A 26,160-nucleotide genomic window follows, 5' to 3' on the forward strand; every position below is an offset into this window, starting at 1 on the left:
GCGTGCGCCGCGGGGGAGCCGAGACCGAAACCGACGATCCGACCGAGGATTACGACGACACCCACGCTGACGGCGAGGCGGTGACCGAGGGCGCGGGCGCGCGTCGGGCCCGGCTGCGGCGCGGGCGTCGGGACTCGGCGTGGACGCGCGCCCTCGAATCCCGGCGGGTGCGCATCGGGGTGGCCGCGGGCGTGGTCGTCGCGCTGGCCGTCGCGTTGGTGGCCTACTTCTCGCCCCTGCTGTCGGTGCGTACCGTCGAGGTCGAGGGCATTTCGGCCATTACCGACCAGCAGGTCCAGGAAGCGCTGCGGGTACCCGAGGGCCGGTCCATGCTGCGGCTCGACACCGACGCCATGGCACAGCGCGTCTCCGAGCTCCCCAAGGCGCGTTCGGTGCGGGTGCAGCGCGTCTTTCCGTCCACGGTGCGGGTCACCGTCGAGGAACGCACCCCGGTGCTCTATTTCGAAGCGCCCGACGGCGCGCACCTGATCGATTCCGACAGTGTGGAATTCGCCATCGAGCCCGCGCCGATCGGAGTGCCGAAATTGGTGACCGAGCATCCGGGTGGCTACGACGCCGTCACCCGCGCCGCCGTCACCGTCATGGCCGCCGTCCCGCCCGCGTTGCGGCTCGAGGTGGGACAGATTGCGGCCCGCTCGGTTTCGGACATCCGACTCGAATTGCGGGACGGCAAGACCGTGCTGTGGGGCGGTGCGACCGATTCCGAACGCAAAGCGGCGGTCGTCGTTCCACTGCTCGGTCAGCCCGGCGAGGTATTCGACATTTCGAGTCCCAACCTGGTCACGGTAAAGTGAGCGATACCCTTTGGGCCACCGAAATTTTCGGCGGTCTCCCGGAACGCTTCCGGCTGTCATACGGCACCGGAGAGCAACCGTCCACGATACGATGCGAGGCGGGTCGCACGAGCTGAATCACACAAGATTCTGAATCTCGTTTCGGCGCGCCTGCGCGCGTAACGCGGTGGCTGCGAATAGCGTTCCGCAACAGTCGGATACTTGACATAACGCTAAACCTATGGTTGAGGGTTTATAGGACCGAGACCATTCAGGTGCTGGCTTACGGCGAGCATCCGAAGACACCAAGCTTGTTGGATCGAAGGAAGGCGAGAGTCCATGACGCCCCCGCACAACTACCTTGCAGTGATCAAGGTCGTCGGTATCGGCGGCGGCGGCGTGAACGCCGTCAACCGAATGATCGAACAGGGACTCAAGGGAGTCGAGTTCATCGCGGTCAACACCGACGCGCAGGCGCTGCTGATGAGTGACGCGGACGTCAAGCTCGACGTCGGCCGCGAACTCACCCGCGGGCTAGGCGCGGGGGCCGACCCCGAAGTGGGCCGCAAGGCGGCCGAGGATCACAAGGACGAGATCGAAGAGGTGCTCAAGGGCGCCGATATGGTCTTCGTGACCGCCGGTGAGGGCGGCGGCACCGGTACCGGCGGCGCGCCGGTGGTGGCCAGCATCGCCCGCAAGCTCGGCGCGCTGACCATCGGCGTGGTGACGCGGCCGTTCTCCTTCGAGGGCAAGCGCCGCAGCAATCAGGCCGAGGCGGGTATCCAGTCGCTGCGCGAATCCTGCGACACCCTCATCGTCATCCCCAACGACCGACTGCTCCAGCTCGGCGACGCGGCGGTGAGCCTCATGGACGCCTTCCGCTCGGCCGACGAGGTGCTGCTCAACGGTGTGCAGGGCATCACCGACCTGATCACCACCCCGGGTCTGATCAACGTCGACTTCGCGGACGTCAAGTCCGTCATGTCGGGTGCGGGCAGCGCGCTCATGGGTATCGGCTCCTCGCGCGGTGAGGGCCGGTCGGTGAAAGCCGCTGAGGCCGCGATCAATTCGCCGCTGCTGGAGGCCTCCATGGACGGCGCGCACGGCGTGCTGCTCTCCATCGCGGGCGGCTCGGACCTCGGCCTGTTCGAGATCAACGAGGCCGCCTCGCTGGTTCAGGAGGCCGCCCACATCGAGGCCAACATCATCTTCGGAACGGTCATCGACGACTCCCTCGGCGACGAGGTGCGCGTCACGGTGATCGCCGCGGGCTTCGACGGCAGCGGTCCGGCGCGGCGCATCGAGACGGGCATCACCACCCGGTCGACCACCTCCACCATCGGCACCGCCAGCGCGGGCGGGATCGCCCCGGCCCCGTCGCGCGGCAGCGAATACTCCTCGCGCACACCGGACCCGGTCCGCGAGCCCGTCCGGGAACCCGCACCGGCCCCCGAGGTCCCGGTCTCGCGCGGCCCGGCCCCCTCCTACGGCTCGCCCCGGCCCTCGGTCGATCCGACCGTGGCGCACAACAACCGCTCGCACATTCAGCCGCCGGACGCGGACGACGACGATGTCGACGTCCCCTCCTTCATGCGCCGCTGAACCGACCCCCTCGACGCACCGGCCACCCTCGGGTGGCCGGTGCGTCGTCGTTCGTGGCCGCGCACTCCCTGACCCACGGCCTGCTACCGTGGCCCGTCGATAGGTTGCCAGAAAGTTGCGGTTATTGAGTCGGCGCGGGTAGCGCCACCAGGAGGATGGTCATGGGTAGGTCGGTGGGGCGCACTTCGCGCTGTGTGATGGCGGTTGCCGCGATCGGAAGTCTCGGTGCGGCCGCAGTTGCCCACGCGTCGCCCGGCGTCGAGCTCGTGGCCGCGGAGAATCTGGTCGTGAACGGCAACTTCGCCGGTGGCCTGCAGGGCTGGGAGGGCCACGTCTACAACGCCGAGGCCAATGGCGGCAATGCCACCGTGCACGACAGCGGCTATGTGGGCCAGGACGTTCCGGTCACCAAGGGCTCGGAGTACACCGTCTCCCTGCGCGTCGGCGCGGCCCCCGGCGGCGGCGTCATGGCCCTGGCCCTGGACTCTGCCACCAGCGTCGCCTACTTGAGCCGCACGGTCACCGACCCCGCGCCCACCACCGTCACCCAGACCTTCACCGCCACCGGCGACACCGTGTACCTGGCCTGCCAGGCCACCGGCGGCCCCGGCGGCTGGTGCGGCGACTTCAGCGTCGTCGCCACCGGAAACAGCGGCGGCGGCACCGGCTCCGCGAGCGGTTCGGCGGGTAGCTCCTCGGGCTCCTCCGGCTCGGCCAGCGGCTCCGCCCGCTGACCCGGACGCCACCACCTCCGGCACCGGCTGAGCCGTTCGTCACCCGACCCGACGCCCACCTGCGGTGGAGGCGGGATTGCCCGGTGGTGGCTACTACCCTCGGAGACATGACTTCTGCTGCACCGGTACTGCGTACTCGGCGAGTGACGACGACGCGGGCGGGCGGGTTCTCGCAAGCGCCCTACGACACCTTCAATCTGGGAGATCACGTCGGGGACGATCCGGAGGCGGTGCGGCGCAACCGGTTACGGCTCGCGGACAGTATCGGGCTGCCGCCGCGGCGGCTGATCTGGATGGAGCAGATCCACGGGCGCAATGTGGAGGTCGTGGACGGGCCGCGCACCGAACCGGTGCCCGCCACCGACGCGCTGGTCACCACCGAACGCGATCTGGCGCTGGTGGTGCTCACCGCCGACTGCGTGCCGATCCTGCTCTCCGATGACGAGGCCGGGGTGATCGCCGCGGTGCACGCGGGCCGCATCGGCGCGCGCATCGGCATCGTCCCGCGCGTGCTCGAGGCCATGGTCGCCCTCGGCGCCGAGCCCGCGCGCATCGGCGCGTTCCTCGGCCCGGCCGCCAGCGGTCGGCAGTACGAGGTGCCCGCCACCATGCGCGCCGATGTCGAGGCGCATCTGCCGGGCAGCGCGACCACCACCGTCAAGGGCACCCCTGGCCTGGACCTGCGCGCGGGTATCCGCCGCCAGCTCGAGGCCGCGGGCGTCGGCGCGGTCGCGGTGGATCCGCGCTGCACCATCGAGGACAAGACCCTCTTCTCGCACCGCCGCGGCGCGCCGACCGGCCGAATCGCCGGTGTGATTTGGATGTCATCGACGGAAGCGGACGCATGACCTCCGAAACACCCACCGCCGCAACGAATCCCGCGAGCACCGAGGAGACCCGCGTCACGGCGCGCGCCGCGGAGCTATCCGCGAACCTCACCGCACTGCTCGATCGCATCGACGCAGCCTGCCGGGCGTCGGGGCGATCCACCGACTCGGTACGCTTGCTCCCGGTCACCAAGTTCCACCCGGCCTCGGATATCGAGATCCTCTATGGACTCGGCCGCCGTGAATTCGGCGAATCGCGCGAACAGGAGGCCAGTGCGAAGGTGGCGCAACTGAGCCATCTGACGCATGTGCGCTGGGAGTTCATCGGCCGTCTCCAGCGCAATAAAGCGAAACACGTTGCACGCTGGGCAAATACCGTCTATTCGGTCGATTCGGACAGGTTGGCGGCCGCTCTCGACACCGCCGTGACCGCCGCCCTCGAGGCGGGGGAGCGCGGCACGCCGTTGCGCGTGCTGCTGCAAGTGAGCCTCGACGCCGACCCCACCCGCGGCGGCGTCACCCCCGATGATCTCCCGGCCCTCGCCGACGCCGTTGCGTCCAGTGCATCGTTGCAGCTAGGAGGCCTGATGGCCATCCCGCCGCTGGGTGCCGATCCGGAGCCGGAATTCGCCCGACTCGCGCGGCTACACGAACGAATTCTGACCGAACATCCCCAGGCCAGCGAGCTGTCGGCGGGTATGTCAAACGATTTGGAGGCCGCGATCCGCCACGGATCGACGTGCGTGCGTGTCGGTACCGCGTTGATGGGCGCGCGACCGATAACCTCGCCTTAGCAAAGAAACCTCATCAGTCACATTTGAAACATATGCTTGGTGACGGACGAGGACTGAGCAGGACTTCAACACCCCAGGCCAACCGGGGCCGAAGGAAGGTCGACCAGATGAGCACGCTGCACAAGTTCAAGGCGTACTTCGGCATGGTTCCGCTCGAGGATTACGAAGACGACTACGTCGACGACCGCGGGGCGGGTCCACTCCGGAGCAACGTCGACGAACGCGGCCCTCGTCGGCCTCGTCCGCGCGAATACGAGCGCGAGTACGACCGGTACGGCGACGACCGCTACGACGACGAGCCCGGCTACGCGCCGGAGCCCGCGTACAAGCCGCCGTATCAGCCGGGGTACAGCGTGGCGCGGCGCGACGACTACGCCGACAGCTACGCGGACGACCGCTACGAGCCCGCGCGCCGTCCCACCCGCATCGATACCGCCCCGTCCAGCCGGACCCGCAGCATGGGCGGCAGCGCGCCCATGGTGCGCGGCACGACTCGCGGTGCGCTGGCGGTGGATCCGGAAGCCGAGCGGCGCATGGAAGAGCTGCGGATGGAGGAGCGCCGGATCGAGACCGCGCCCGCGCGCCGGTCGGGGCTCTTCGAGGAAGGCAGCACCTTGTCCAAGATCACGACGCTGCGCCCCAGCACCTACGCCGAGGCCGCGATCATCGGTGAGCGTTTCCGCGACGGCACCCCGGTGATCATGGACCTGGTCGAGATGAGCAACTCCGACGCCCGCCGCCTGGTCGATTTCGCGGCCGGTCTGGCCTTCGCCCTGCGTGGCTCCTTCGACAAGGTGGCGACCAAGGTGTTCCTGCTCTCACCGGCCGATGTCGACGTATCGGCGGAAGAACGTCGCCGTATCGCCGAAACCGGTTTCTACAACCAGAAATAGAGCGCGATAAGACGGGTGCGGCTATACTGCCGCACCCCACGGCCGCAGGCCGTCGACCGGGGGGAAGGCGCGCTCATCTGACCGGCGCGCATATTTTGCAGGACACCGTTTTTCAGGCAGAGTGAACGCGTGGCCCTGTTCCAGGTGTTGTACCTACTTCTGTTCCTCTTCTGGCTGTTGCTCATCAGCAGAGTGATCGTAGAGTTCATTCGCGCCTTCGCGCGGGACTGGAAGCCCACCGGCTTCGTGGTCATCATCTTGGAGGTGATCTTCACGATCACGGATCCTCCGGTGAAACTGCTGAGGCGTTTGATACCGCCTGTGAATCTTGGGGGAATTCGCCTCGACCTGTCGATTATGGTCCTGCTTTTCATCGTCTTCATCCTCATGTCTTACGCGGGCAGCCAAGGCACCGCGTAGCTGAGATGTGACAGAATGGGCCGAGAAGAAAGCTTGTCTGATCTAGTGCTAGATCTCCGTACGAAGCGTGAAGGGATCCGTCCATGCCGCTGACCCCAGCCGATGTTCATAACGTCGCGTTCAGCAAACCACCGATCGGGAAGCGCGGCTACAACGAGGATGAAGTCGATGCCTTCCTCGACCTGGTCGAGCAGGAGCTCTCACGCCTCATCGAAGAGAACGCCGATCTGCGCCAGCGGGTCGCCGAACTCGATGCGGAACTCGCCGATGCCAAGAAGAATCGCGGTCCGGTCGCCGCGGTGAAGCAGGCCCCGCCGCCGGAGCCGCCCAAGCCCGCCCCGGCCCCGCAGCCCGCTCCCATGCCGGTCGCCGCACCGCCCACCGCCAAGGACGCCCCCTCCGCGGACGCGAATCTGCAAGCGGCCAAGGTGCTTTCGCTCGCGCAGGAGATGGCCGACCGCCTCACCTCCGATGCCAAGACCGAGGCCGAGCAGCTGCTGGCCAACGCCAGAGCCAATTCCGAGCGACTGGTCAGCGATGCGCGCACCCGCTCCGAGGCCATGGTCGGCGACGCCCGCCAGAAGGCCGAGGCCATGCTGTCCGACGCCCAGACCCGTTCGGACAACCAGCTGCGTCAGGCCAAGGAGAAGGCCGATGGCCTGCAGGCCGACGCCGAGCGCAAGCACACCGAGATCATGGCCACCATCACCCAGCAGCGCAGTGTGCTGGAGAGCCGGATCGAACAGCTCAAGACCTTCGAGCGCGAATACCGCGTGCGGCTCAAGTCGTACCTGGAGTCGCAGCTCGAGGAGCTGGAGAACCGGGGTTCCGCGGTACCGGTCGATGGTGGCGAATTCGGCGAGGGCGCGTCCGGGAACGGCGCACTGCTCAAGGGCGGCAAGTAAAGCCGCCCAGACGACGCTCCCCGGCGCTGTGCCCGCAGCGCAGCGCCACCACCGGTTCGGCGGTTTCGTCCACACGAGGGGGTGGTGCCCGTGCTCGTTGCGACACTCGGCCTCGCGGCAATCGGTTTCGCCCTGCTGGTGACCGCCCTGACCACCGGTTCGGTGATCTGGGCGTGGGCCTGCATCGCGGTCTGCGTGATCGGCGCGGTGCTGCTGCTGATCAGCGCGCTGGCCATGCGCGAGGACGATGACGAGACGCAGACGAGACCCGGCGGCAAGCACGCCAAACACTGAGCGTGCGCAGGACCGATCAGGAGCGCGGGTCCGCGGAATATCCGCTGGACCGCGCTCGCTAGACTGGATACAGCAGTACGGCGTAGATCCGGCAATCACCGGGGAGCCTTCGGAAGAACGGCGATTCGCTACCGCGAGGCGCTCAGTAGAACCGAACGGGTGAGCCCGTCACAGCTCGTAACGAGAGGTTCGGGCACTCCTCGGTCGAGGGGTCCGGACAAGCGGGGTGGTACCGCGGTGAGAGCGCACAGGCGCTCCCGTCGTCCCCGTGCCCACTGTGAGATGGCACGAGGAGACGGAGCCCGCGATGGCGGACGAGGCGCACAGCACAGCCAACCGAAACGCGTACCCCCGCGTCGAGCTGGCGCAGACCAGCGGCCAGGTGTCCTTCCCGGACCTGGAACAGCGCGTCCTGGAGTACTGGGCCGCCGATGACACCTTCCGTGCCAGCATCGAGAACCGTTCCGATGCAGCCGAATTCGTCTTCTACGACGGTCCGCCGTTCGCCAATGGTTTGCCGCATTACGGACATCTGCTGACCGGATATGTCAAGGATTTGATCCCGCGCTTTCAAACCATGCGTGGGAAGAAGGTCGAACGACGATTTGGTTGGGACACTCACGGTCTGCCCGCGGAAATCGAAGCGGAGAAGCAGCTCGGTATCACGGACAAATCACAGATCGATGCCATGGGCTTGGCGGAATTCAATGCCGCGTGCAAGTCTTCGGTTCTTCGCTACACCGGCGAGTGGCGCAACTATGTCACCCGGCAGGCGCGGTGGGTCGACTTCGACAACGACTACAAAACCCTCGACCTCGACTTCATGGAGTCGGTCATGTGGGCGTTCAAGTCGTTGTACGACAAGGGATTGATCTATCAGGGCTTCCGCGTTCTGCCCTACAGCTGGTACGAGCAGACTCCGCTGTCGAATCAGGAAACGCGACTCGACGACGCCTACAAAATGCGCCAGGACCCGGCGGTCACCGTCGATATGGCGCTGTCGGTCCCGGCCGACCACCCGCTGCGCGAACTCGACGGCGCGAACGCGCTCATCTGGACCACCACGCCCTGGACGCTGCCGTCCAACCTCGCCATCGCCGTGCACCCCGACGTGACCTATCACCACGTCAAGGCCAAGGACGGCAAGCGGTACCTGCTTGCCGCCGAACGGGTCTCGCACTACGCGCGCGAACTGGGCGAGGAGGCCGACGGCTTCGAGGTGCTCTCCGAGCATGCGGGCGCGGCCCTGGTGGACCTGCGCTACGCGCCGCCGTTCGACTTCTTCGTCGGCCACCCGAACGCGCACCGCGTGCTCGCCGCCGACTACGTGACCACCGACTCCGGCACCGGCATCGTGCATCTCGCCCCCGCCTTCGGTGAAGAGGATATGGATGTCGCCTCGGCGGCCGGGATCGAACTCGTCCAGCCCCTGGACGCGGGCGGCAAGTTCACCTCCATGGTGCCGCCGTACGAGGGCCTGATGGTCTTCGACGCCAACCCGGTCATCATCAAGGACCTCAAGGCCGCCGGAAAGCTGTTGCGGCACGAGACCATCGAGCACTCCTACCCGCACAGCTGGCGCTCCGGCCAGCCGCTGATCTACATGGCGGTGCCGTCCTGGTTCGTGGCCGTCACCAAGTTCCGCGACCGCATGGTGGAGCTCAACCAGGAGATCACCTGGGTGCCCGAGCACATCCGCGACGGCCAGTTCGGCAAGTGGCTCGAGGGCGCGCGCGACTGGAACATCAGCCGCAACCGCTACTGGGGCTCGCCGATCCCGGTGTGGGTCTCCGACGATCCGGCCTACCCGCGCGTGGACGTCTACGGCTCGCTCGACGAGCTCGAGCGCGACTTCGGCGTGCGCCCCGACGACCTGCACCGGCCCATGATCGACGACCTGGTGCGCCCGAATCCCGATGACCCGACCGGGAAGTCGATGATGCGGCGCACCCCCGAGGTGCTCGACTGCTGGTTCGAATCGGGTTCCATGCCCTTCGCGCAGGTGCACTACCCGTTCGAGAACAAGGACTGGTTCGACGGCACCGCCACCGAAGCGGGCCACAACCCGGGCGATTTCATCGTCGAGTACAACGGTCAGACCCGCGGGTGGTTCTACACCCTGCACGTGCTGGCCACCGCGCTCTTCGACCGCCCGGCCTTCAAAACCGTTGCCGCGCACGGCATCGTGCTCGGTGACGACGGGCTGAAGATGTCCAAGTCCAAGGGCAACTACCCGAATGTCAACGAGGTCTTCGACCGCGACGGCTCCGATGCCATGCGCTGGTTCCTGATGGCCTCGCCCATCCTGCGCGGCGGCAATCTCATCGTCACCGAGCGCGGTATCCGCGAAGGCGTCAGCCACGCGCTGCGCCCGCTGTGGAACGCGTGGACCTTCCTGCAGCTCTACGCCTCGAAACCCGGTACCTGGCGCACGGATTCGCAGCATGTGCTGGACCGCTACATCCTCGCCAAACTGGCGCGCACCCGCGACGCCATGACCGAGGCGCTCGAGGTCTACGACATCGCCGGGGCCTGTGACGAACTGCGCTCCTTCGCCGACGCGCTCACCAATTGGTATGTGCGCCGGTCGCGTTCGCGCTTCTGGGAGGAGGACCGCGACGCCATCGACACCCTGCACACCGTGCTGGAGGTGACCACCCGGCTCGCGGCCCCGCTGCTGCCGCTGGTCACCGAGGTGATCTGGCGCGGGCTCACCGGCGAGCGCTCGGTGCACCTGGCCGACTGGCCCGCCGCGGCCGACCTGCCCCAGGATCCGGAGCTGGTCGCCGCCATGGACGAGGTGCGCTCGGTCTGCTCCACGGTGCTGAGCCTGCGCAAGGCCCAGAACCTGCGGGTGCGCCTGCCGCTGTCGGAGGTCACCGTGGCCGCCGAGGACGCCGAGCGGCTCGCGCCGTTCACCGACCTCATCGCCGACGAGGTGAATGTCAAGAAGGTCGACCTCACCACCGATGTGGCCGCGCACGGCCGCTTCGAACTGGTCGTCAACGCCCGCGCCGCGGGTCCGCGCCTCGGCAAGGAGGTGCAGACGGTCATCAAGGCGGTGAAGGCCGGACAGTGGTCCGAATCGGCCGAGGGTGTGGTCAGCGCGGCGGGTATCACCCTGCTGCCCGAGGAGTACACCCAGCGGTTGGTCGCCGCCGAACCCGACTCCACCGCCGCGCTGCCCGGCAATGCCGGTCTGGTGGTGCTGAATTCGGAGGTCACCGAGGAACTCGAGGCCGAGGGCTGGGCGCGCGATCTCATTCGCGATCTGCAGGAAACGCGAAAGGCCAAGGGGCTCGACGTTTCCGACCGCATCACCGTGGTGTTGGAAGTGCCCGCCGAACGGCAGGCGTGGGCGCGAACGCACCGCGATCTGATCGCCGGTGAAATCCTCGCCACCACACTGACTTTCGGTGCCGCGGGCGCGGACGCCAATGAGATTGTCGGCGGCGTGCGAGTAGCGGTCGGCAAAGCCTGAGACAAGTCGGAGCACACGTCCGGGGCGGGATATCCGCCCCGGACGTTTCTCATTTGTTCGCCCGTCGCATTCGCGCCATGCGATCCATGTCACAATGACCTTGTATGCGCAGGTAGCCCGCGCAGATTCGGGGGCTGTCCGCAAGCATCGATGTTTGCTGGATCCGCTTCCTGGGTACGCAATATTTTCGTGTGTGCAGTAAAGCTCCGCGCGCACGACCGATATAGCGATAGGGAAGAGAGGCGCGCATGACGAGCCGCGACCCGAAATCCGGACAACAGACCCGTTCGGTGGCCGCAGCGGCCATGGGCAACGCTACCGAGTGGTTCGACTACGGCGTGTACGCGGCAGCGGCCACCTACATCACCGCCGCCTTCTTCCCGGGCGAGCTGGGCACGCTCGGCACCATGCTGGGCTTCGCCGTCTCCTTCGTGCTGCGCCCGCTGGGCGGCATGGTGTGGGGACCCCTCGGCGACCGCATCGGCCGCAAGGCCGTCCTCGCCACCACCATCCTGCTCATGGCCGCCGCGACCGGCGCCATCGGCCTGCTGCCGAGCCACGCCACCGCGGGTGTGTTCGCGCCCATCATGCTGATCCTGCTGCGCGTCGTGCAGGGCTTCTCCACCGGCGGTGAATACGGCGGCGCCGCAACCTATCTCGCGGAATCCTGCAACGACCGCCGCCGCGGCTTCCTGGGCAGCTTCCTGGAATTCGGCACGCTCGGCGGTTTCGTCGGCGGTTCGGCCGTGGTGCTGGCCTGTCAGCTGGCGCTGGGCTCGGACGCCATGCACGAGTGGGGCTGGCGTATTCCGTTCCTGATGGCCGTGCCGCTGGGCCTGATCGGCTGGTACCTGCGCTCGCGGCTCGAGGAGTCCGCGGTCTTCACCGAGGTGCAGGAGCAGGAACACCCCAAGACCGGCCTGCGGGTGCTGGTCACCGAGTACAAGCGGGAGCTGCTCACCCTGGGCGGTCTGGTGGTCGCGCTCAATATCGTGAACTACACGCTGCTCACCTATCAGCCCACCTATCTGCAGGACACCATCGGCGTCGGGGAATCCACGACTACCACCATGATGCTCATCGGCCAGGTCATCATGATGCTGGCGCTGCCGTTCTTCGGCCGCCTCTCCGACAGCGTCGGACGGCGTCCCATGTGGCTGTTCTCGCTCATCGGCCTGGGCATTCTGGCCATTCCGATGTACATGCTGATGGGCCAGGGCACCGGCTGGGCCGTCCTCGGCTTCGTGGTGCTGGGGCTGTTCTACATTCCGCAGCTCTCGACCATCACCGCGACCTTCCCGGCCATCTTCCCGACCCATGTCCGCTATGCGGGCTTCGCGCTCGGTTACAACGTCTCCACCGCCATTTTCGGTGGTACCGCGCCGCTGGTGAACGACGCCGTCATCCGGGCCACCGGATGGTCGCTGTTCCCGGCGTTCTACATGGTCTTCGCGTGTGTGATCGGCCTGATCGCGCTGCGGTTCCTGCGCGAGACGGTCGGCGCGTCGCTGCGCGGCACCGACGTGCCCATCACCGACGAGATTCCGGCCATCGCCAAGCCGACGCCGCCGCCGGTGATCGGCGGCGCGACCGCGACGATCACGAAGCCGTGATCGGGCGGCCACCTCCCAGCTTGTTGAGCAGGCGTTTCCTTCGGGAATGAGGGGCTACTCAGTGGCTGGGAGGTGGCCACCATGCCATATGGACCGCAGTTCGTCGTCACCGTCAGATACGGGGGCGCTGAAAGATCCGGTACCAATGGAGCCGTACATCTGCGGCTCGGTGACACCATCGCCAATGGCGATGGGCGCGAAGGCAGTTGGACTGGCGAGATCGAGGTGCATCTGCCCGGCGACCCTGCCGAGCTCGGTCGCGAGGAGTGCGGGGTGCTGGCCTTCGACACACCCCTCGAGGATGTGAAATCGCTGGAGGCGCGGGTGGATTCGCCCACCTCCACCTGGACGCTGGCGGCCCTGGACTGGTTCCAGATCGAGGATGTCGAACGGCACACGCTCTGGCAGAGCAGTCCGATGCCGGAGACCGAACAGCGCTTCGCCGCGGGCGTGCAGCCCGCCGAGACCGGGAGCCGCGAGATCGTGCTGACCCGCGACTTCGCCCTCGACCGGCTGCCGTCGGCCCGCTACGCCGTCACCATCGAGACCGGCACCGAACCGGGCGCGGGTACCAGCGCCAATGTGTTGGTGCGCCTGCTCGGGGCCACCGACTGCCACCTGACCTGGCTGGCGCTCAACGATCCGGACGAGAGCGTGCGCAGCGGCGCGCATCGCCGCTACGGCCCGTTCACGTACGTGGATCACGATCCGCCGACCGAGGTGGAGGTGCGGCTCGAGGATATGACCGCCGATTCCGACCGGTGGCAATTGCTGCGTGTGGTCATCGAGAATCTCGACACCGGCCGGACCTGGATCGCCGACTGCGACAGCTGGTTCGACTGGACCTCGGTGCAGCAGACGTTCCCCTTGGCGGAGAAGGAATGAGGGCTATTCGACGACCAACTCGACGGGGATGTTCCCGCGCGTGGCGTTGGAATACGGGCACACCTGATGGGTCGCCTCGAGCAGCGCCTGACCCTGCTCGTTGTGCAGGTGCTCGGGCAGCTCGACGCGCAGCACGACCGAGAGGCTGAACCCGCCTTCGTCGGATTTGTTCAGCCCGACCTCGGCGGTCACCGACGCGTCGTCGGCCTCCAGCTTCATGCGCTTGGCGACCAGCTGCAGCGCGCTGGCGAAACAGGCCGAGTATCCGGCGGCGAAGAGCTGCTCCGGATTGGTGCCCGCGCCATCGCCGCCCATGGCCTTGGGGCGGGCGAGGGTGAGGTCGAGAATGCCGTCATCGCTGAAGGACCGGCCCTCCCGGCCGATCGACGTGGCCACTGCGGTGTACATGGGAGCCATGATTTCCTCCTAGACAGATCTGTCTGTTCACTGGGCTCGTTCAGAGTAGACAGATCTGTCTGCTATCGTCAAGGGTATGAGTGCGGCCCGCGAGCGATTGTTGGAGACGGCCACTCGGCTCTTCTACGCCGAGGGCATCCACACCGTGGGCATCGACCGGATCATCGCCGAGGCCGGAATCGCCAAGGCCACGTTCTACCGGCACTTCAAGACCAAGGACGATCTGGTCGTCGCCTACCTGACGCGGGAATACGCGCGCCAGCGCGAGGTGCTCGACGCGGTGTCCGGCTCCGGAATCGACAGTGTCACCGCGATTTTCGAACGACTGGGGGAGTTGAGCTGCGGTCCCGGCTTCCGGGGGTGCCCATTCCTCAACGCCGCCATCGAATTTCCCGATCCGGCGCACGCGGTGCGCGCGGTGGTGGCGGACTATCGAGGCTGGTTCCTGGACCTCATGCGCGAGCGCCTGGTCGCGGCGGGGCACGAGGACCCCGAGACCGCCGCGCACTATCTGCTGCTGGTGCGCGACGGGGTGGCGCTCAGCGGCGGGGTGGGCGATGCCGAGACCGTCCAGGCGGGTGTGCGAACCGCCTTGGGGCAGATCAGTTCTCGGGTAGCTCCAGGCCCCGCGCCAGCACCGGCCACGACTTCTTGAGCGCGTCCTCCCAGTAGCCCCAGGAGTGCGTGCCGTTAGGTAGCAAATCCGCGGTTACCGGGATGTCCAGCTCGTCGAGCTTGTTCACGAGGCTGCGGGTGCACCAGTCGGTGGCCGCCTCGATGATGCCGCCGACGACGAGCTGCTGGATCAGGCCGCCGTCGGCGGGGCCGAGGCTGCGGATATCGCCGGGGGTGTCGTGCGGTCCGGGCAGGCCGGTGCCGTTGAACAGGTACAGCTCCAAGCCGCGCAGGCCCTCGGCGTTGACGTACGGGTCGTTGGCGACCCAGGCCGGATCCTCGGGCGGGCCGTACATATTGGTGGCGTCGCCGCCGCCCGCCGCGACCACCAATTTCACGAACTGCTGGCCGATTCGGTCGCTGATGCGCGCGCAGCCGCTGTAGGCGGCCACCGCCCGATAGAGGCCGGGCGCGGCGATCGGCAGTTGGAGTACCGAGGTCCCGGACATCGACATTCCGGCGATGGCGCGAATCTGGTTGGTGCCCAACGCGCCATCGATGATGGGCGGCAGCTCCTCGGTGAGGAAGGTGCGCCACTTGTTGGTGCCGAGCTTGGGATCCGGTGCGCGCCAATCGGTGTAGTAGGTGAAGCCGCCGCCGATCAGCTGCACGACATTGACGTCCTTGTCGGCGAAGAACTGCGCGGCATCGGTATTGCGCCGCCAGGTCGCCGTATCCTGGCCGCCCCCAGCGCCATTGAGCAGATACAGCACCGGGCGCGGCACCGAGGTGTCGGCGGGGCGCTGCACCACGACCTCCACATCGCGGTCCATGGCCTCGGATCTGATGGTGATCTCGACGGTGCGGCTGTCGCGGATGCGATAGGCGGTGATGCGGGAACCGTCCGCGGAAACCGGTGTGGCGACCAAGGTTCCGGTGCTGGTGACCGGATCCGGGGTGCCCGCCGCGGCGGGATCGGAGGTACTGGGCAGTGCGCAGGCGAAAACGACCAGAGGTGCGAGCAGCAGCGCTCGCACCCGAGTGCGACGAGTCAACAGGGCCCCTGTGATAGCTGGCGGTCTCGGACTCCCGGATCCCCCGACGGGAACGGGCGAAATGTTACGTATGCCCCTAATTACAGGGGGAGTATTCGTCGCGATTTGTGACAGGTCTCTCACGACACGCGTGCGGCTTGGTGCCACGTCCCATCGGATCGATGAGTTACAAACGATAAGATAGCTAATTCGTGGTTAATGATCGTTGGCAGTGCTGACCGAAGGGCGAGCACGTGAAACGAAAACCGATCCACGCCATCGTTCGGGCCGTCTCGGCCGCCGCCATCCTCCTCTCGACCGGCACCCTGTGGGCCGGTGTCGCGCACGCCGATACCGGCAGCGCCTCGGGTTCCGGTTCCGGCAGCGCGAGCGGCTCCGGGTCCGGAAGTGCCTCCGGCTCGGCCCAATTGCCGATCGCCAGCCCGCGCGCCATGGCGGCGTTGGGCCTGGCCACCACCCAGACCGGCAAGCCCTATCTCTGGGGCGGCACCGGCCCCGATGCCTGGGACTGCTCCGGATTGGTGCAGTGGGCCTTCCGCAGCGTCGGCATCGATATGCCGCGCACCACCTGGCAACAGGCCGAGACCGGGCTGAACGTACCGGTCGGCGCGATGCAGCTGGGTGATGTGGTCATCCTCAATGGCGATGCCTCCCACGTGGGCATCTACGCCGGGAACGGACAGCTGTTCAATGCCCACTCGCCCGGTGTGCCGATCGGGCTGACTCCGCTCAACGAGTTCGACATCTACTCCATTCGCCGTTACTACTGAGAACCCACCCGAAATGAATTGCCGCTCTTAGACTGTCGTCGGGGGCGCGTTCGGAGGTGGGTGGCATGTCCGAGTTGTCGACGGCCGCGCGATCGAGCGGCAGGCGAGCGCGGTACGCGGCCGGAATCGCTGTCCTGGCACTCGTCACGGCCTGCGGTGGCGCGGGCGGCGACGGGGGCGGCGGGCTGCGCGGCACCACCGTGCCGGTGGCCGGTGGCTCGCCCGGTACCCTCACGAAACCCGGAGCCATAGAAGGGTTTTCGGTTCCGGAGAGTGTGGTGTTCGCCGGTGACAGCTGGCTGGTGTCGAATCTGGGGCGCGTCGACCCGGATCCGGCGGCCAAGGACGGCGATGGCTTCCTGACCGAACTGAACGCGGTGGGAACGCTCACGGCGCGCCGCGCCATGCCGAGGCCCGGCGATCCGCCGTTGCACGCGCCGAAAGGTATGGCGGCGGTGGACAATCGGGTCTTCGTCGCCGATGTCGACCGCATCGTCGGCTACGACACCAGCAGTCACGGACAGGTCTTCGAGGCAGCCCTCGGCGACGGGGCACCGGCGCTGCTCAACGACATCGTCGCACTGGACTCGCGCACCCTGCTGGTCACCGACACCTACCGCGACACCGTGTACCAGCTCGACATCGAGACCAAGCACTTCGAACCGCGCGCCACCGGAATCCCCGGAGCCAACGGCATAGCGATCGACGACTCGGGCAGAACCGCCTACGTGGTCGCGGACGGCGAGGCGTTCGAGGGCGGCGACCTCTGGCGACTCGACCTCACCCAGACCCCGGCCGTGCCGCAACGCGTCGGCGCGGTCCACGGCATCCTCGACGGCGTCGCGGTGCTCTCGACCGGCAATATCGTGGTATCGGACTGGATATCCACCCAAGGCGACAAGTCCGGCACACTCACCGTCTACCGCCCGGACGGCACCCCCGCCACCCAGCTCCGCCTCCCCGACAACCTGCACGGCCCAGCCGATTTCGCCGTCGACCCCGCGGGCCGCAACATCTGGATCCCAGCCATGCCCGACAACCGCCTCGTGATCGTGCCGCTGCCGTAGCGGCTTCCGGCCGCCGAAGCCCTACTGCCCCAGGGGTTTCAGGGGCGAAGCCCCTGAAAGTCCCCGAGAGTTGGGTTCATTCGCAGCAGAGACCGCGCAGCAGGGGGCCGTACTCCGGATTGTTGAGGGCGGAGGCGAACTGGGCGACGAGGTAGTCGGCGGGGTTGCCGGTGTCGTACCAGCGGCCCTGAATCACCTGGCCGTACACCGGGTTGTCGGCGGCGAAGATGTTGATGGCGTCGGTCAGGTACACCTCGCCGGTGCGGTGGGTGTACCACTTGTCCACCTGGCGGCGCAGCTCCTCGATGATGCCGGGCGTCACCACGTAACCGCCGATGGCGGCGAACTGCGAGGGCGCGTCGGCGGGCTTGGGCTTCTCCTTGAGGCCACTGATGCGCATGAGCCCGCTCTCGTGCTCCTCCTCGACCACCGGCACGCCGTAGCGCTGCGATTCGGCCGGATCCATGGGCATGAGGGCCAGCACCGGCGCATCGGTCTTCTCGTAGGCGTCGATGAGCTGCTGGGCGCGCGGCACCTCGGCGACGAAGACGTCGTCGGGCCACAGCACCAGCATGGGCTCGTCGCCCAGCGTGCGGGCGGCATTGAGCACCGGCGTGCCATTGCCGTACGGACCGTGCTGGTCGAGATAGGTGATGTGGCCGAGGCGACCCAGCTCACCGACCTCCTCGACGGCATCGGCGTAGGCCTGCTTGCCATCGGCGCGCAGCTGCGCCACCAACGCGGGATTCGGGCGGAAGTGGTCCTGGATCAAGGACTTTCCGGCACTGACCACAATCGTGATATCGGTGATTCCGGACGCCACCAGCTCGCGCACGGTGTGCTCGATCACCGGCTTGTCCCCGACCGGCAGCATCTCCTTCGGAATCGCCTTGGTCAACGGCAGCAGGCGCGAGCCGATGCCTGCGGCGGGGATCACGGCCTTGCGAATCGTCATGAACCGATCATCACACATCCGCGCCGTCGTACCTGTCGGTAGCCGGGCGTAGATTTTCCTCCATGACCACCTCCGCCGACTCCCTACCCGGGCATATCGCGCCTGGTCAACGGGCTGACGCGGAGTCGGATCGAGCCACCGGAGAGTCCTGGTCGGTTGGCCAGAACTCGCAGCCGATCGGCAGCGAACTCCCAGCCGACACCCGGCGCGACACCGCCACCGCGAGTCGCCGCTGGGTGCTGCACATCGATATGGACGCCTTCTTCGCCTCGGTGGAACAGCTCACCCGCCCCACACTGCGCGGCCGCCCGGTCCTGGTCGGCGGTATGGGCGGCCGCGGCGTGGTGGCCGGAGCGAGCTACGAGGCGCGGGTGTACGGCGCGCGCTCGGCCATGCCCATGCACATGGCCCGCCGCCTGGTCGGCGGCTCCGCGGTGGTGATCCCGCCGCGCGGCGCCGTGTACGGCGAGCTGAGCGGGCAGGTGTTCGAGGCGCTGCGCTCGCGAATCCCGGTGCTGGAGACCCTCTCCTTCGACGAGGCGTTCGGCGAACCGGCGGAACTGGCCGGTGCCACCGCGGCCGAGGTGCTCGAATTCTGTGAGCAGCTAAGGGCTTTGGTGCGCGAACGCACCGGCCTGGTGGCCTCGGTCGGGGCGGGAACGGGTAAACAGCTCGCCAAGATCGCCTCCGGTCTCGCGAAACCCGATGGGGTACGGGTGGTCTCACCCCTCGAACAGGGGTCCATGCTGGCCGCGCTGCCGGTGCGCAAACTGTGGGGGATCGGCCCCGTGGCCGAAAGCCGTTTGCGCGCACTGGGAATCGAGACCGTCGGCGCGTTCGCGGCCCTGCCCGAGGCGGAGGCGTCCTCGATTCTCGGCGGCAGCGTCGGCGCGGCCCTGCACCGACTCGCGCGCGGTATCGACGACCGGCCGGTGGCCGAACGCGCCGAGGCCAAACAGATCAGCGCCGAAACCACCTACGAGACCGATATTGTCACGCTCCCGCAGCTGCGCCCCGCCATCGAGGCCATGGCCGCCGCCGCGCACCGCCGCCTCACCGCCGACGGCCGCGCCGCCCGCACGGTGGTACTCAAACTCAAGAAGGCCGATATGAGCATCGTGACCCGCTCGTCCACATTGCCCTATGCCACCGAGGATTTGGCCACCCTCACCGCCGCCGCGCAGCGCTCGGCCATCGATCCCGCGGAACTCGGCCCGATCCGCTTGGTCGGCGTGGGCTTCGCCGGACTGTCGGAGATTCGGCAGGAATCGCTGTTCCCGGAGCTGGACCGCACCGTCGAGACCGACGAATCGGTCTCGGACGAGCCGACTCTCGGGCTCGCGGACGTCCCCGAACCCGAGGTGCCGCCCGCGACGCGCTCCTATACGACCCAACTCTGGTACCCGGGCCTCGATGTCGAACACGGCGAATTCGGCCACGGCTGGGTGCAGGGCGCGGGCCACGGCGTGGTGACCGTGCGCTTCGAGACCCGTTCCACCGGGCCGGGTCCCGCGCGCACCTTCGCCGCCGCCGACCCCGAACTACGCCGCGCCGACCCGCTGCACAGTCTGCGCTGAATGGCGCGGAGTCTGCGCGCGGCCTGTCGAAACTCTGTGGATTCGGTCTGAAAGTGCGTGCGGGCGGGGCTCGGGAACAACTTTCGGGGCATGCCGCTGTTAGCCTGGTGCCTCGTGCAGCGTCGCCGTCGGGTGGTGGCTGTCACATGGACGAACGGACCTACTCGAACGTAAAGGACGAGCAGTTGAAGCTTCAGAAGACTGGACGTATCGCGGTCGCCACCCTGGCTGTCGTGGCCGCACTCGGACTGTCGGCGTGTGGCAGTGGTGACAAGACGGAGAAGCCCGCGAAGAAGACCACCACTTCTCAGACGACCGCGGCCGCGAACCTGCCGCCGGTGCCGACCCCGGCCGACCTCAACGCGGAGCTGCAGCGCGGTCTGGACCCGAATGTGCCGAACTCCGAGAAGCTCGAGCTCATGCAGGGCGTCAGCGCCGATCCGGATCTGCCGACCCGACTGGTCGAGGCGGTCCAGCAGAACAATGCCGCCATCACCGTCACGGGCGTGACCGATCTGGGCGACGGCACCATCACCGCCGACGCGCAGGTGTCGGTCGCCGGTGGCGCGCCGCAGCAGGCGGTCGTGCCGTTCGTGGCCGAGGACGGCAAGTGGAAGGTCCAGAAGGAGTGGATCTGCAATATGCTCACCGCCGCCAACCAGACCTCCCCGGCCTGCCCCTAGGCGATAGCCCCCCGACGGGTCCGGTGTCCCTCGCGGATGCCGGACCCGTTCGCGTATGACCCGCCGCCACCGCCTCGACCGGCGCGATCGGCCGTTTCCGGAATCGTTCGATAACATCGCCCTCCGTGACCGATGTGATGGTGAAGGCGGACGCGGACCCCGCCGACAGAGCGGAATCGGCGACCATCGATCGGAGAGCGGGATGGGCGCGGCCCGTCGCACTGATCGCGGGCCTGATCGCGGTCCTCTCGGCGCTGGCGGTGCCGCTGCTGCCGGTGACCGTGGACGAGACGACACTGTCCTGGCCGCAGGGTGATTCGTCGCGGAGCATCGAAGCGCCGCTGGTCTCCTACGCACCGGTGAGTTTCGACACCGAGATCCCGTGTTCGGCTGTGGCGCAACTCGTTTCGAACGGCGGCGGCACGCTCGTCGCCACCACGCCCAATGGCGCGCCCGACCGGTGGCGCTACGGGTTCATGGCGTGGGTGACGCCGACCGAGACGGCGGAGGACGGCACCACCAAACCCGCTCGGCTGCAAGCGGTGCTGCGGGACCAGTCGCTGGTCAGCGTGCCGGTCGACGAACTCGGCGCGGACTGCGCGCTGGTCGTGCACGCCGGAATGACCCAGACCACCGCGACCCTCACCGGTTCGACGGTCGCCCCGGTCACGCTCGACGGCGACTACCGGCCGCAGGTCGTCGGCATCTACAGCGATCTGGCCAGCGCCGACGGCGCGAAGGCCACCGCGCAGGTCGACAGCCGCTTCTCCTCGACGCCGACACTGCTGAAGCGGGTGGCGATCTGGACCGCGGCGATCGGCACGCTCGTCGCCCTGTTCGCGCTGTATCACCTGGATCGCCGCGACGGCAGGCGCACGCGCCGCTTTCTCCCGCGGCGCTGGTGGAAGTTTCAGCCGGTCGACGGCGTGGTGCTGGGCACGCTGGTGCTGTGGCATTTCATCGGCGCCACCACCGCGGACGACGGCTACCAGTTCAATATGGGCCGGGCCTCGATCCCGTCGGGCTACATGGCCAACTACTTCGCGTACTTCGGCGTTCCCGAGAACCCGGTCGGCACACCGTATTACGACCTGCTCGGACGACTGGCGGAGATCTATCCGTCCAGCCCCTGGGTACGTCTGCCCGCGCTGCTGGCGGGCATCATCTCCTGGCTGGTGATCAGCCGCGAGGTGATACCGCGACTGGGAGCCCGGATCTCGCGTCACCGCATCGCGGTCTGGACCGGCGGACTCGGTTTCCTGGCGGTGTGGCTGCCCTACAACAACGGTCTGCGACCCGAAGCCATGGTGGCGCTGTCGCTGCTGCTCACCTGGGTGTCGGTGGAACGTGCCATCGCGACGCGCCGCCTGCTGCCCTACGCGGTGGCGGCCGCCATCGGGGCCTTCGCCTGTACCGCCGGGCCCTCGGGCGTGATCTGTATTGCCGCGCTGCTGGCCGGGATCCGTCCGATGTGGCGGATTCTCGATGCCCGTGCGCGCGATCTGAGCAAGCCCGTCGCGGCCGAGGCCGGGTTCTGGACCGTGCTGCGCACCCGCTTCCTCGCGTATCTGAGCCTGCTCGTGCCGGTGGCCGCGGCCGGAACCGCGGTGCTGGCAGTGGCTTTCGCCGATCAGACCCTGGCCGCCCTGCTCGAAATGCAGCGCGTCCACGAGATCGTCGGCCCGAATGTCGCCTGGTACGACGAGTACCTGCGCTACCAGTACCTGTTCATGCCTACCATCGACGGTTCGGTCGGCCGCCGCTTCGGCATGTTCATGTTCTGGACCGGCCTGCTGGCGTGCGCGTTCGTCCTGCTGCGCAAGGGCGGTCGGATTCCGTTCACCGCCGCCGGACCGGTGCGGCGACTGCTCGGCACCAGCGTCGGCGTGATGCTGCTGATGATGACGACGCCCACCAAGTGGACCCACCACAACGGCGTCTATGCCGGACTCGCGGGCGCGGTGGCGGTTGTCGCCGCCGTGGCGCTGGGTCCGCGTGTGCTGCGCTCCCCGCGCAACCGCGCCCTCTTCGCGGCCACCATGGCGTTCCTGCTGGCCATCACCTTCTCCAGCATCAACGGCTGGTGGTACGTGTCCAACTGGGGTATCCCCTGGAACGACAAACCCGTCGTCCTGGCTGGCCTCGGCGTCAACAAGCTGTTCCTGCTGCTGGCCCTGCTCCTGCTGGCGTTGGCTGGCTGGTTCCACGCACGTGGGCCCGAACCCGGTACGCCGCACCGTATTTCCCGCCGCACCTGGCGATTGCTGACCATCCCGCCACTGACCGTGGTGGCCGCCTTCATGGTGCTGTTCGAAGTGGGATCGCTCGCCAAGGGCGCGGTCGCGCAGTATCCCGGTTTCTCGCTGGCCAAGTCGAATGTCGACGCGGTGCTCGGCAAGCCGTGCGGTATCGCGAACGAGGTGCTGGTCGAGCTCGACCCCAACGCGGGCATGCTCGCGCCGGTGGCCGGTGACGCGTTCAGCACCTTCGGCGCGGAGTCGGTCGGCTTCACCCCCGGTGGAGTGGCGACCGATCTGAAGGCCGACGACGAGGTCGACACCAGTGCGCTCAACACCGCGCTCGACAGTGCGGAACAAGACGACGCGTCCGGAACCACCACGGCCGCACTGCCGTTCGGCCTCGACCCGGCCGCCACCCCGGTGCTGGGCAGCAATGGTACGAGTGAGTCGGTCGCGAGCCTCACCACCGGCTGGTACCGACTGCCCGCGGCGAACGAGCGCGACGGCATTATCGCGGTGGCCGCGGCCGGTCGCATTCGCTCGGTGGACGCCTCCGGTGTCGCCACCTCCGGCCAATCGGTCGAAATCGCTTACGGCACCACTGATTCCGCGGGTGAGATGCAGGAATTGGGTCGGGTGGCGCCGATCGACATCGGCCCCGCGCCGACGTGGCGCAATCTGCGTTTCCCCTTCGCCAACATCCCCGCCGAGGCCACGGCGGTCCGACTGGTCGCCACCGATCGTGACCAGAACTGGAAGCAGTGGATCGCGTTGACCCCGCCGCGCGTGCCTCAGACACGCACGCTGCAACAGGTGGTCGGTTCCGATGCGCCGGTGCTGCTGGATTGGGCGGTGGGACTACAGGTTCCGTGTCAGCGGCCTTACGCGCACCACGACGGCATCGCGGAAACCCCCGAGTGGCGCATCCTGCCCGACCGCGGCGGCGCGAAGGACACCAACCGCTGGGAGAGCCATGACAGCGGCGGCCCGCTCGGCTGGAGTGCGCTGTTGCTGCGCCCGCAGACCATCGCCACCTACCTGAACCACTCGTGGCGCACGGACTGGGGCGAGTTGCAGCGGTTCACCCGTCTCGACACGTCGGCGGTTCCGGCGCGGCCCGAGATCACCACCGCGAACCGCTCCGGTCTGTGGAGTCCCGGCCCTATCGACGTGCTGGGCTGGCGCTGACAGCGGTCCGCACCCGTTTCGCCTTTGAAGCGGGTGCGCCAGGTGGGTCGGGCGGTCAGCCCAGTTGGGCCATGCGCTTTTCCATTTCCTCCGGGCTGACATCCTCGACGTGCGTGGCCACCGTCCACCGGTGGCCCCACGGGTCCTCGAAGACCGCGGTGCGGTCGCCGTAGAACTGGGTGGACGGGGCCTCGACCTCGCGGGCTCCCGCGTTCACGGCGGCGGTGTGCGCGGCGTCGGAGTCCTCGACGTAGACGTAGAGATTGACGGGGGTGCCGCCGATCGCCTTGGGATCGAGGAACCCCAGCTGCGGCGCCGGATCGCCGAGCATGACCAGGGAATCGCCGAATTGCAGTTCGCAATGGGCGATCTTGCCGTCGGGGCCGGGCATGCGGAAGCGTTCGGACGCGCCGAACACCCGCTTGTAGAAGTCGATGGCATGGGATGCGCCGTCCACCGCGAGCGCGGGACAGACCACCGGGTAACCCTCGGGAATGGGATTGACTGCGGGCATCGGAAGAACCTCCGATCGATGTCGTGTAGGACACACCGAGCCTAGGCCGGGGTACCGACAGAATCGCCCGATCGATCGGGGGCTCAGGGCCCGGCGATACCCTGCAATTTCCGCACCTGCGCCGCCGTCACGGCGCTGAGCTGCTGCGGATCCGGTTCCTCCGGAGCTGTCAAGGCCACTTGCACCACGGTGCTGCCGACCAGCGTCAGGCTCACCGCGGTATGCAGCGTGACGCCCTCGCTGGCGGTGTCGACCGTGAACGCGGTGGAGGCGTCACCGATCGTCGGCTGCTGCAAACCGCCCAGCCGGAATTCCACCGTGGTCTGATCGGAGGCGGTACTCGTGTAGCGGGTGCATTCCCGCAACACCGATTGCGCGGCCGAGAAGGCCTGCGCCGCCGCGCCATTGGCGTATCCGGCGGCGTCGATGTCGATACTGGTGAAATTCGTCCCCTCGAATTGCGCGACGGCCCGCGAGACCGCGTTGGGGGACTGTTCGGCGATGGGGGCCAACACCTTCGCGCACTGCTTGGGGTCCACGCCCTCGGCCGCGCCGCCGTCACCGGGCTCCGGATCGGGCAGGGCGGTGTATCCGGCGGGTAGCTGGCTGGCGGCGAGCAGATCCGAGCGCAGCGTCGGCGAATCGGGTACCGCGGCGGCGCCCGTCGTCGACGGCGGTGTCACCTCCGGTCCCAACGGCGACAGGTTCGGCCCGGAATCCTCGGAGCCGCAAGCCGATACGGCCATTCCCGCGAGCGTCGCCACCAGGGCGGCAGTCACAGTCCGTCCGTTCATTCGCCCCACAGTACCTGCGTGCGCAGGGTCTGCCGCAGGGTCACCGCACTGCGCGGATCCTGGTAGGTCTGGTTGCCGCCGACCGTCACCGCGCCCGAGACCGGCAGCGGCATACCGAGATCCACGGTGATGATGCCGGTGCCGTGCATGAGGTAGTCGACGATATCGAGGGTGCCAGCGTCATTGGGTAGATCCCACACCTTGGTCTTCGGGGTCTGGGTGACGTCGATGGCGATGGTCAGCCGATTGCCGTCGACGTGCGTGAGCGTGGCGGTGGTGACCTGGTCGAGCGGCACGCCACCCGAAACCTGTTGCCGCACCGTCCACACCGCGCCCTCCCCGACCGGGGTCTCCGGGAACGCGATGGACTGGTAGACCGCCTGATAGAACGCCTGCTCCAGGGCGGCGCGCGCGGTATCGGAGGTGGCGGTGTTGGGGGCCAGCCGCAGCGCGGTGATCGCGCCGTCGTCGGTCATGTCCAGGCCCGCGCGGGAGCCGTCGGCGGGCAGCAGCGCCTTGGCGAGCACCGGGTCGTTGGAGGTGACATTGCCGAGCACCAGCTCGACGCCGTCCTCGGTGGTCTGCGCCGAGAGCGGAATGGTGACCGCGGCGGGCGAGAAGTCGCGCATCGCCTGGTCGTTCATCTGCTGCTCGATGTGGTGGTCGGTGCGCAGCGTCACCTCTTGGGTGGTGCCGGTCGGGAAATCGCGCCGCAGCACGCTGCGTGGTTCCGCGCCCGGATCCACGACGGTGGTCACCACCGCCGCGATGGGCATGGTGACCTCGGCCTTGTTGAGCCCCGCGGGTTCCGCGCCATCACCCTCGACCGCCGCCTCCGAGCTGTCGCCGCAACCGACGCCGAGAGCCGAGAGCGCGACCGCGAACACCATCAACAGCACACTGGAGCGAGTGGTGCGCAACCCAGAACGCGGTTTGCCGGAGCGTGCGGTGGCGGTCGCCGGGCAAGGGGGAGAAGACAACACCGTCACGTCGAACAGGGTACGGCGCGATCCTGAGGATCAGCTGGGTTGCGGGGCCGCTCG

24 protein-coding genes are annotated in these 26,160 nt (G+C 67.9%); 18 read left to right on the forward strand and 6 right to left on the reverse strand.

What is annotated here, in order from left to right:
* Positions 1 to 2 precede the first annotated feature (2 nt).
* The 12 genes from ACIBH2_RS22135 to ACIBH2_RS22190 all read left to right on the forward strand — a co-directional run bounded on the left by ACIBH2_RS22135 (position 3) and on the right by ACIBH2_RS22190 (position 13,242).
* Entirely contained in the window at positions 3 to 815 is an 813-nt protein-coding gene (locus tag ACIBH2_RS22135; protein ID WP_397120202.1) for a cell division protein FtsQ/DivIB, read from the forward strand.
* Positions 816 to 1,133: 318 nt separating this feature from the next.
* Complete coding sequence (gene ftsZ / locus ACIBH2_RS22140) at positions 1,134 to 2,396, forward strand: cell division protein FtsZ (protein ID WP_397120204.1); 1,263 nt, start codon at positions 1,134 to 1,136, stop codon at positions 2,394 to 2,396.
* 161 nt (positions 2,397 to 2,557) lie between these two features.
* Entirely contained in the window at positions 2,558 to 3,130 is a 573-nt protein-coding gene (locus ACIBH2_RS22145; RefSeq protein ID WP_397120206.1) for a hypothetical protein, read from the forward strand.
* Positions 3,131 to 3,237: 107 nt separating this feature from the next.
* On the forward strand, positions 3,238 to 3,978 hold the full coding sequence (gene pgeF, locus ACIBH2_RS22150) for a peptidoglycan editing factor PgeF (RefSeq protein WP_397120208.1): 741 nt from the start codon (positions 3,238 to 3,240) through the stop codon (positions 3,976 to 3,978).
* On the forward strand, positions 3,975 to 4,751 hold the full coding sequence (locus tag ACIBH2_RS22155; RefSeq protein WP_397120210.1) for a YggS family pyridoxal phosphate-dependent enzyme: 777 nt from the start codon (positions 3,975 to 3,977) through the stop codon (positions 4,749 to 4,751). Before pgeF ends, ACIBH2_RS22155 begins: the two co-directional genes overlap by 4 nt.
* 107 nt (positions 4,752 to 4,858) lie before the next feature.
* Entirely contained in the window at positions 4,859 to 5,644 is a 786-nt protein-coding gene (locus tag ACIBH2_RS22160) for a cell division protein SepF (RefSeq protein WP_397120212.1), read from the forward strand.
* Positions 5,645 to 5,773: 129 nt separating this feature from the next.
* Positions 5,774 to 6,064 (forward strand): YggT family protein, encoded by a 291-nt coding sequence (locus tag ACIBH2_RS22165; RefSeq protein ID WP_067518664.1) that lies wholly within the window; start codon positions 5,774 to 5,776, stop codon positions 6,062 to 6,064.
* A gap of 83 nt (positions 6,065 to 6,147) precedes the next feature.
* Complete coding sequence (locus ACIBH2_RS22170) at positions 6,148 to 6,969, forward strand: DivIVA domain-containing protein (protein WP_397120215.1); 822 nt, start codon at positions 6,148 to 6,150, stop codon at positions 6,967 to 6,969.
* A gap of 90 nt (positions 6,970 to 7,059) precedes the next feature.
* Positions 7,060 to 7,263, forward strand: a complete 204-nt coding sequence (locus ACIBH2_RS22175) for a hypothetical protein (RefSeq protein WP_397120217.1) — start codon at positions 7,060 to 7,062, stop codon at positions 7,261 to 7,263.
* Between the two features lie 307 nt (positions 7,264 to 7,570).
* Positions 7,571 to 10,744, forward strand: coding sequence for an isoleucine--tRNA ligase (ileS, locus tag ACIBH2_RS22180; protein WP_397120971.1), 3,174 nt, complete (start codon positions 7,571 to 7,573; stop codon positions 10,742 to 10,744).
* A 248-nt stretch (positions 10,745 to 10,992) separates the two neighbouring features.
* The gene (locus ACIBH2_RS22185) at positions 10,993 to 12,357 is read left to right on the forward strand and encodes an MFS transporter (protein ID WP_397120219.1); all 1,365 of its coding nucleotides are present in this window, start codon (positions 10,993 to 10,995) and stop codon (positions 12,355 to 12,357) included.
* An 81-nt stretch (positions 12,358 to 12,438) separates the two neighbouring features.
* Positions 12,439 to 13,242 carry a hypothetical protein gene (locus ACIBH2_RS22190; RefSeq protein ID WP_397120221.1) on the forward strand — a complete coding sequence of 268 codons (804 nt, stop codon included), beginning with the start codon at positions 12,439 to 12,441 and terminating at the stop codon, positions 13,240 to 13,242.
* A 3-nt stretch (positions 13,243 to 13,245) separates the two neighbouring features.
* Here ACIBH2_RS22190 and ACIBH2_RS22195 read toward each other — a convergent pair whose 3' ends face one another.
* Positions 13,246 to 13,659 (reverse strand): organic hydroperoxide resistance protein, encoded by a 414-nt coding sequence (locus tag ACIBH2_RS22195; protein WP_397120223.1) that lies wholly within the window; start codon positions 13,657 to 13,659, stop codon positions 13,246 to 13,248.
* Between the two features lie 76 nt (positions 13,660 to 13,735).
* On the opposite strand from ACIBH2_RS22195, the gene ACIBH2_RS22200 reads away from it, so the two are divergent.
* Positions 13,736 to 14,314 carry a TetR/AcrR family transcriptional regulator gene (locus ACIBH2_RS22200; protein WP_397120225.1) on the forward strand — a complete coding sequence of 193 codons (579 nt, stop codon included), beginning with the start codon at positions 13,736 to 13,738 and terminating at the stop codon, positions 14,312 to 14,314.
* On the opposite strand, the gene ACIBH2_RS22205 is transcribed toward ACIBH2_RS22200, so the two are convergent.
* On the reverse strand, positions 14,262 to 15,329 hold the full coding sequence (locus tag ACIBH2_RS22205) for an alpha/beta hydrolase (RefSeq protein WP_397120227.1): 1,068 nt from the start codon (positions 15,327 to 15,329) through the stop codon (positions 14,262 to 14,264). The two genes, ACIBH2_RS22200 and ACIBH2_RS22205, sit on opposite strands and share 53 nt — an antisense overlap.
* A gap of 233 nt (positions 15,330 to 15,562) precedes the next feature.
* On the opposite strand from ACIBH2_RS22205, the gene ACIBH2_RS22210 reads away from it, so the two are divergent.
* Positions 15,563 to 16,099: a C40 family peptidase gene (locus ACIBH2_RS22210; protein ID WP_397120229.1), complete on the forward strand. Its 537-nt coding sequence runs from the start codon at positions 15,563 to 15,565 to the stop codon at positions 16,097 to 16,099.
* A gap of 65 nt (positions 16,100 to 16,164) precedes the next feature.
* Positions 16,165 to 17,166 carry an SMP-30/gluconolactonase/LRE family protein gene (locus ACIBH2_RS22215; protein ID WP_397120231.1) on the forward strand — a complete coding sequence of 334 codons (1,002 nt, stop codon included), beginning with the start codon at positions 16,165 to 16,167 and terminating at the stop codon, positions 17,164 to 17,166.
* A 76-nt stretch (positions 17,167 to 17,242) separates the two neighbouring features.
* On the opposite strand, the gene ACIBH2_RS22220 is transcribed toward ACIBH2_RS22215, so the two are convergent.
* Complete coding sequence (locus ACIBH2_RS22220) at positions 17,243 to 18,121, reverse strand: UTP--glucose-1-phosphate uridylyltransferase (RefSeq protein WP_397120233.1); 879 nt, start codon at positions 18,119 to 18,121, stop codon at positions 17,243 to 17,245.
* A 251-nt stretch (positions 18,122 to 18,372) separates the two neighbouring features.
* On the opposite strand from ACIBH2_RS22220, the gene ACIBH2_RS22225 reads away from it, so the two are divergent.
* The 3 genes from ACIBH2_RS22225 (at position 18,373) to ACIBH2_RS22235 (ending at position 23,809) form a co-directional block, all read left to right on the forward strand.
* Positions 18,373 to 19,698: a DNA polymerase IV gene (locus tag ACIBH2_RS22225; RefSeq protein ID WP_397120973.1), complete on the forward strand. Its 1,326-nt coding sequence runs from the start codon at positions 18,373 to 18,375 to the stop codon at positions 19,696 to 19,698.
* A gap of 146 nt (positions 19,699 to 19,844) precedes the next feature.
* On the forward strand, positions 19,845 to 20,381 hold the full coding sequence (locus ACIBH2_RS22230; protein ID WP_397120235.1) for a hypothetical protein: 537 nt from the start codon (positions 19,845 to 19,847) through the stop codon (positions 20,379 to 20,381).
* 137 nt (positions 20,382 to 20,518) lie between these two features.
* Entirely contained in the window at positions 20,519 to 23,809 is a 3,291-nt protein-coding gene (locus tag ACIBH2_RS22235; protein ID WP_397120975.1) for an arabinosyltransferase domain-containing protein, read from the forward strand.
* 55 nt (positions 23,810 to 23,864) lie between these two features.
* Here ACIBH2_RS22235 and ACIBH2_RS22240 read toward each other — a convergent pair whose 3' ends face one another.
* The 3 genes from ACIBH2_RS22240 to ACIBH2_RS22250 form a co-directional block, all read right to left on the reverse strand.
* Positions 23,865 to 24,323, reverse strand: a complete 459-nt coding sequence (locus ACIBH2_RS22240; protein WP_397120237.1) for a VOC family protein — start codon at positions 24,321 to 24,323, stop codon at positions 23,865 to 23,867.
* A gap of 83 nt (positions 24,324 to 24,406) precedes the next feature.
* A complete protein-coding gene (locus ACIBH2_RS22245; protein WP_397120239.1) occupies positions 24,407 to 25,117 on the reverse strand; it encodes a hypothetical protein in 711 nt (236 codons plus the stop codon).
* Positions 25,114 to 26,007 (reverse strand): hypothetical protein, encoded by an 894-nt coding sequence (locus ACIBH2_RS22250; RefSeq protein WP_397120977.1) that lies wholly within the window; start codon positions 26,005 to 26,007, stop codon positions 25,114 to 25,116. Before ACIBH2_RS22250 ends, ACIBH2_RS22245 begins: the two co-directional genes overlap by 4 nt.
* Between the last annotated feature and the right edge of the window lie 153 nt (positions 26,008 to 26,160).

It is taken from the genome of Nocardia sp. NPDC050406 (genome assembly GCF_044459025.1).
In the GTDB taxonomy this organism is placed as follows: domain Bacteria; phylum Actinomycetota; class Actinomycetes; order Mycobacteriales; family Mycobacteriaceae; genus Nocardia.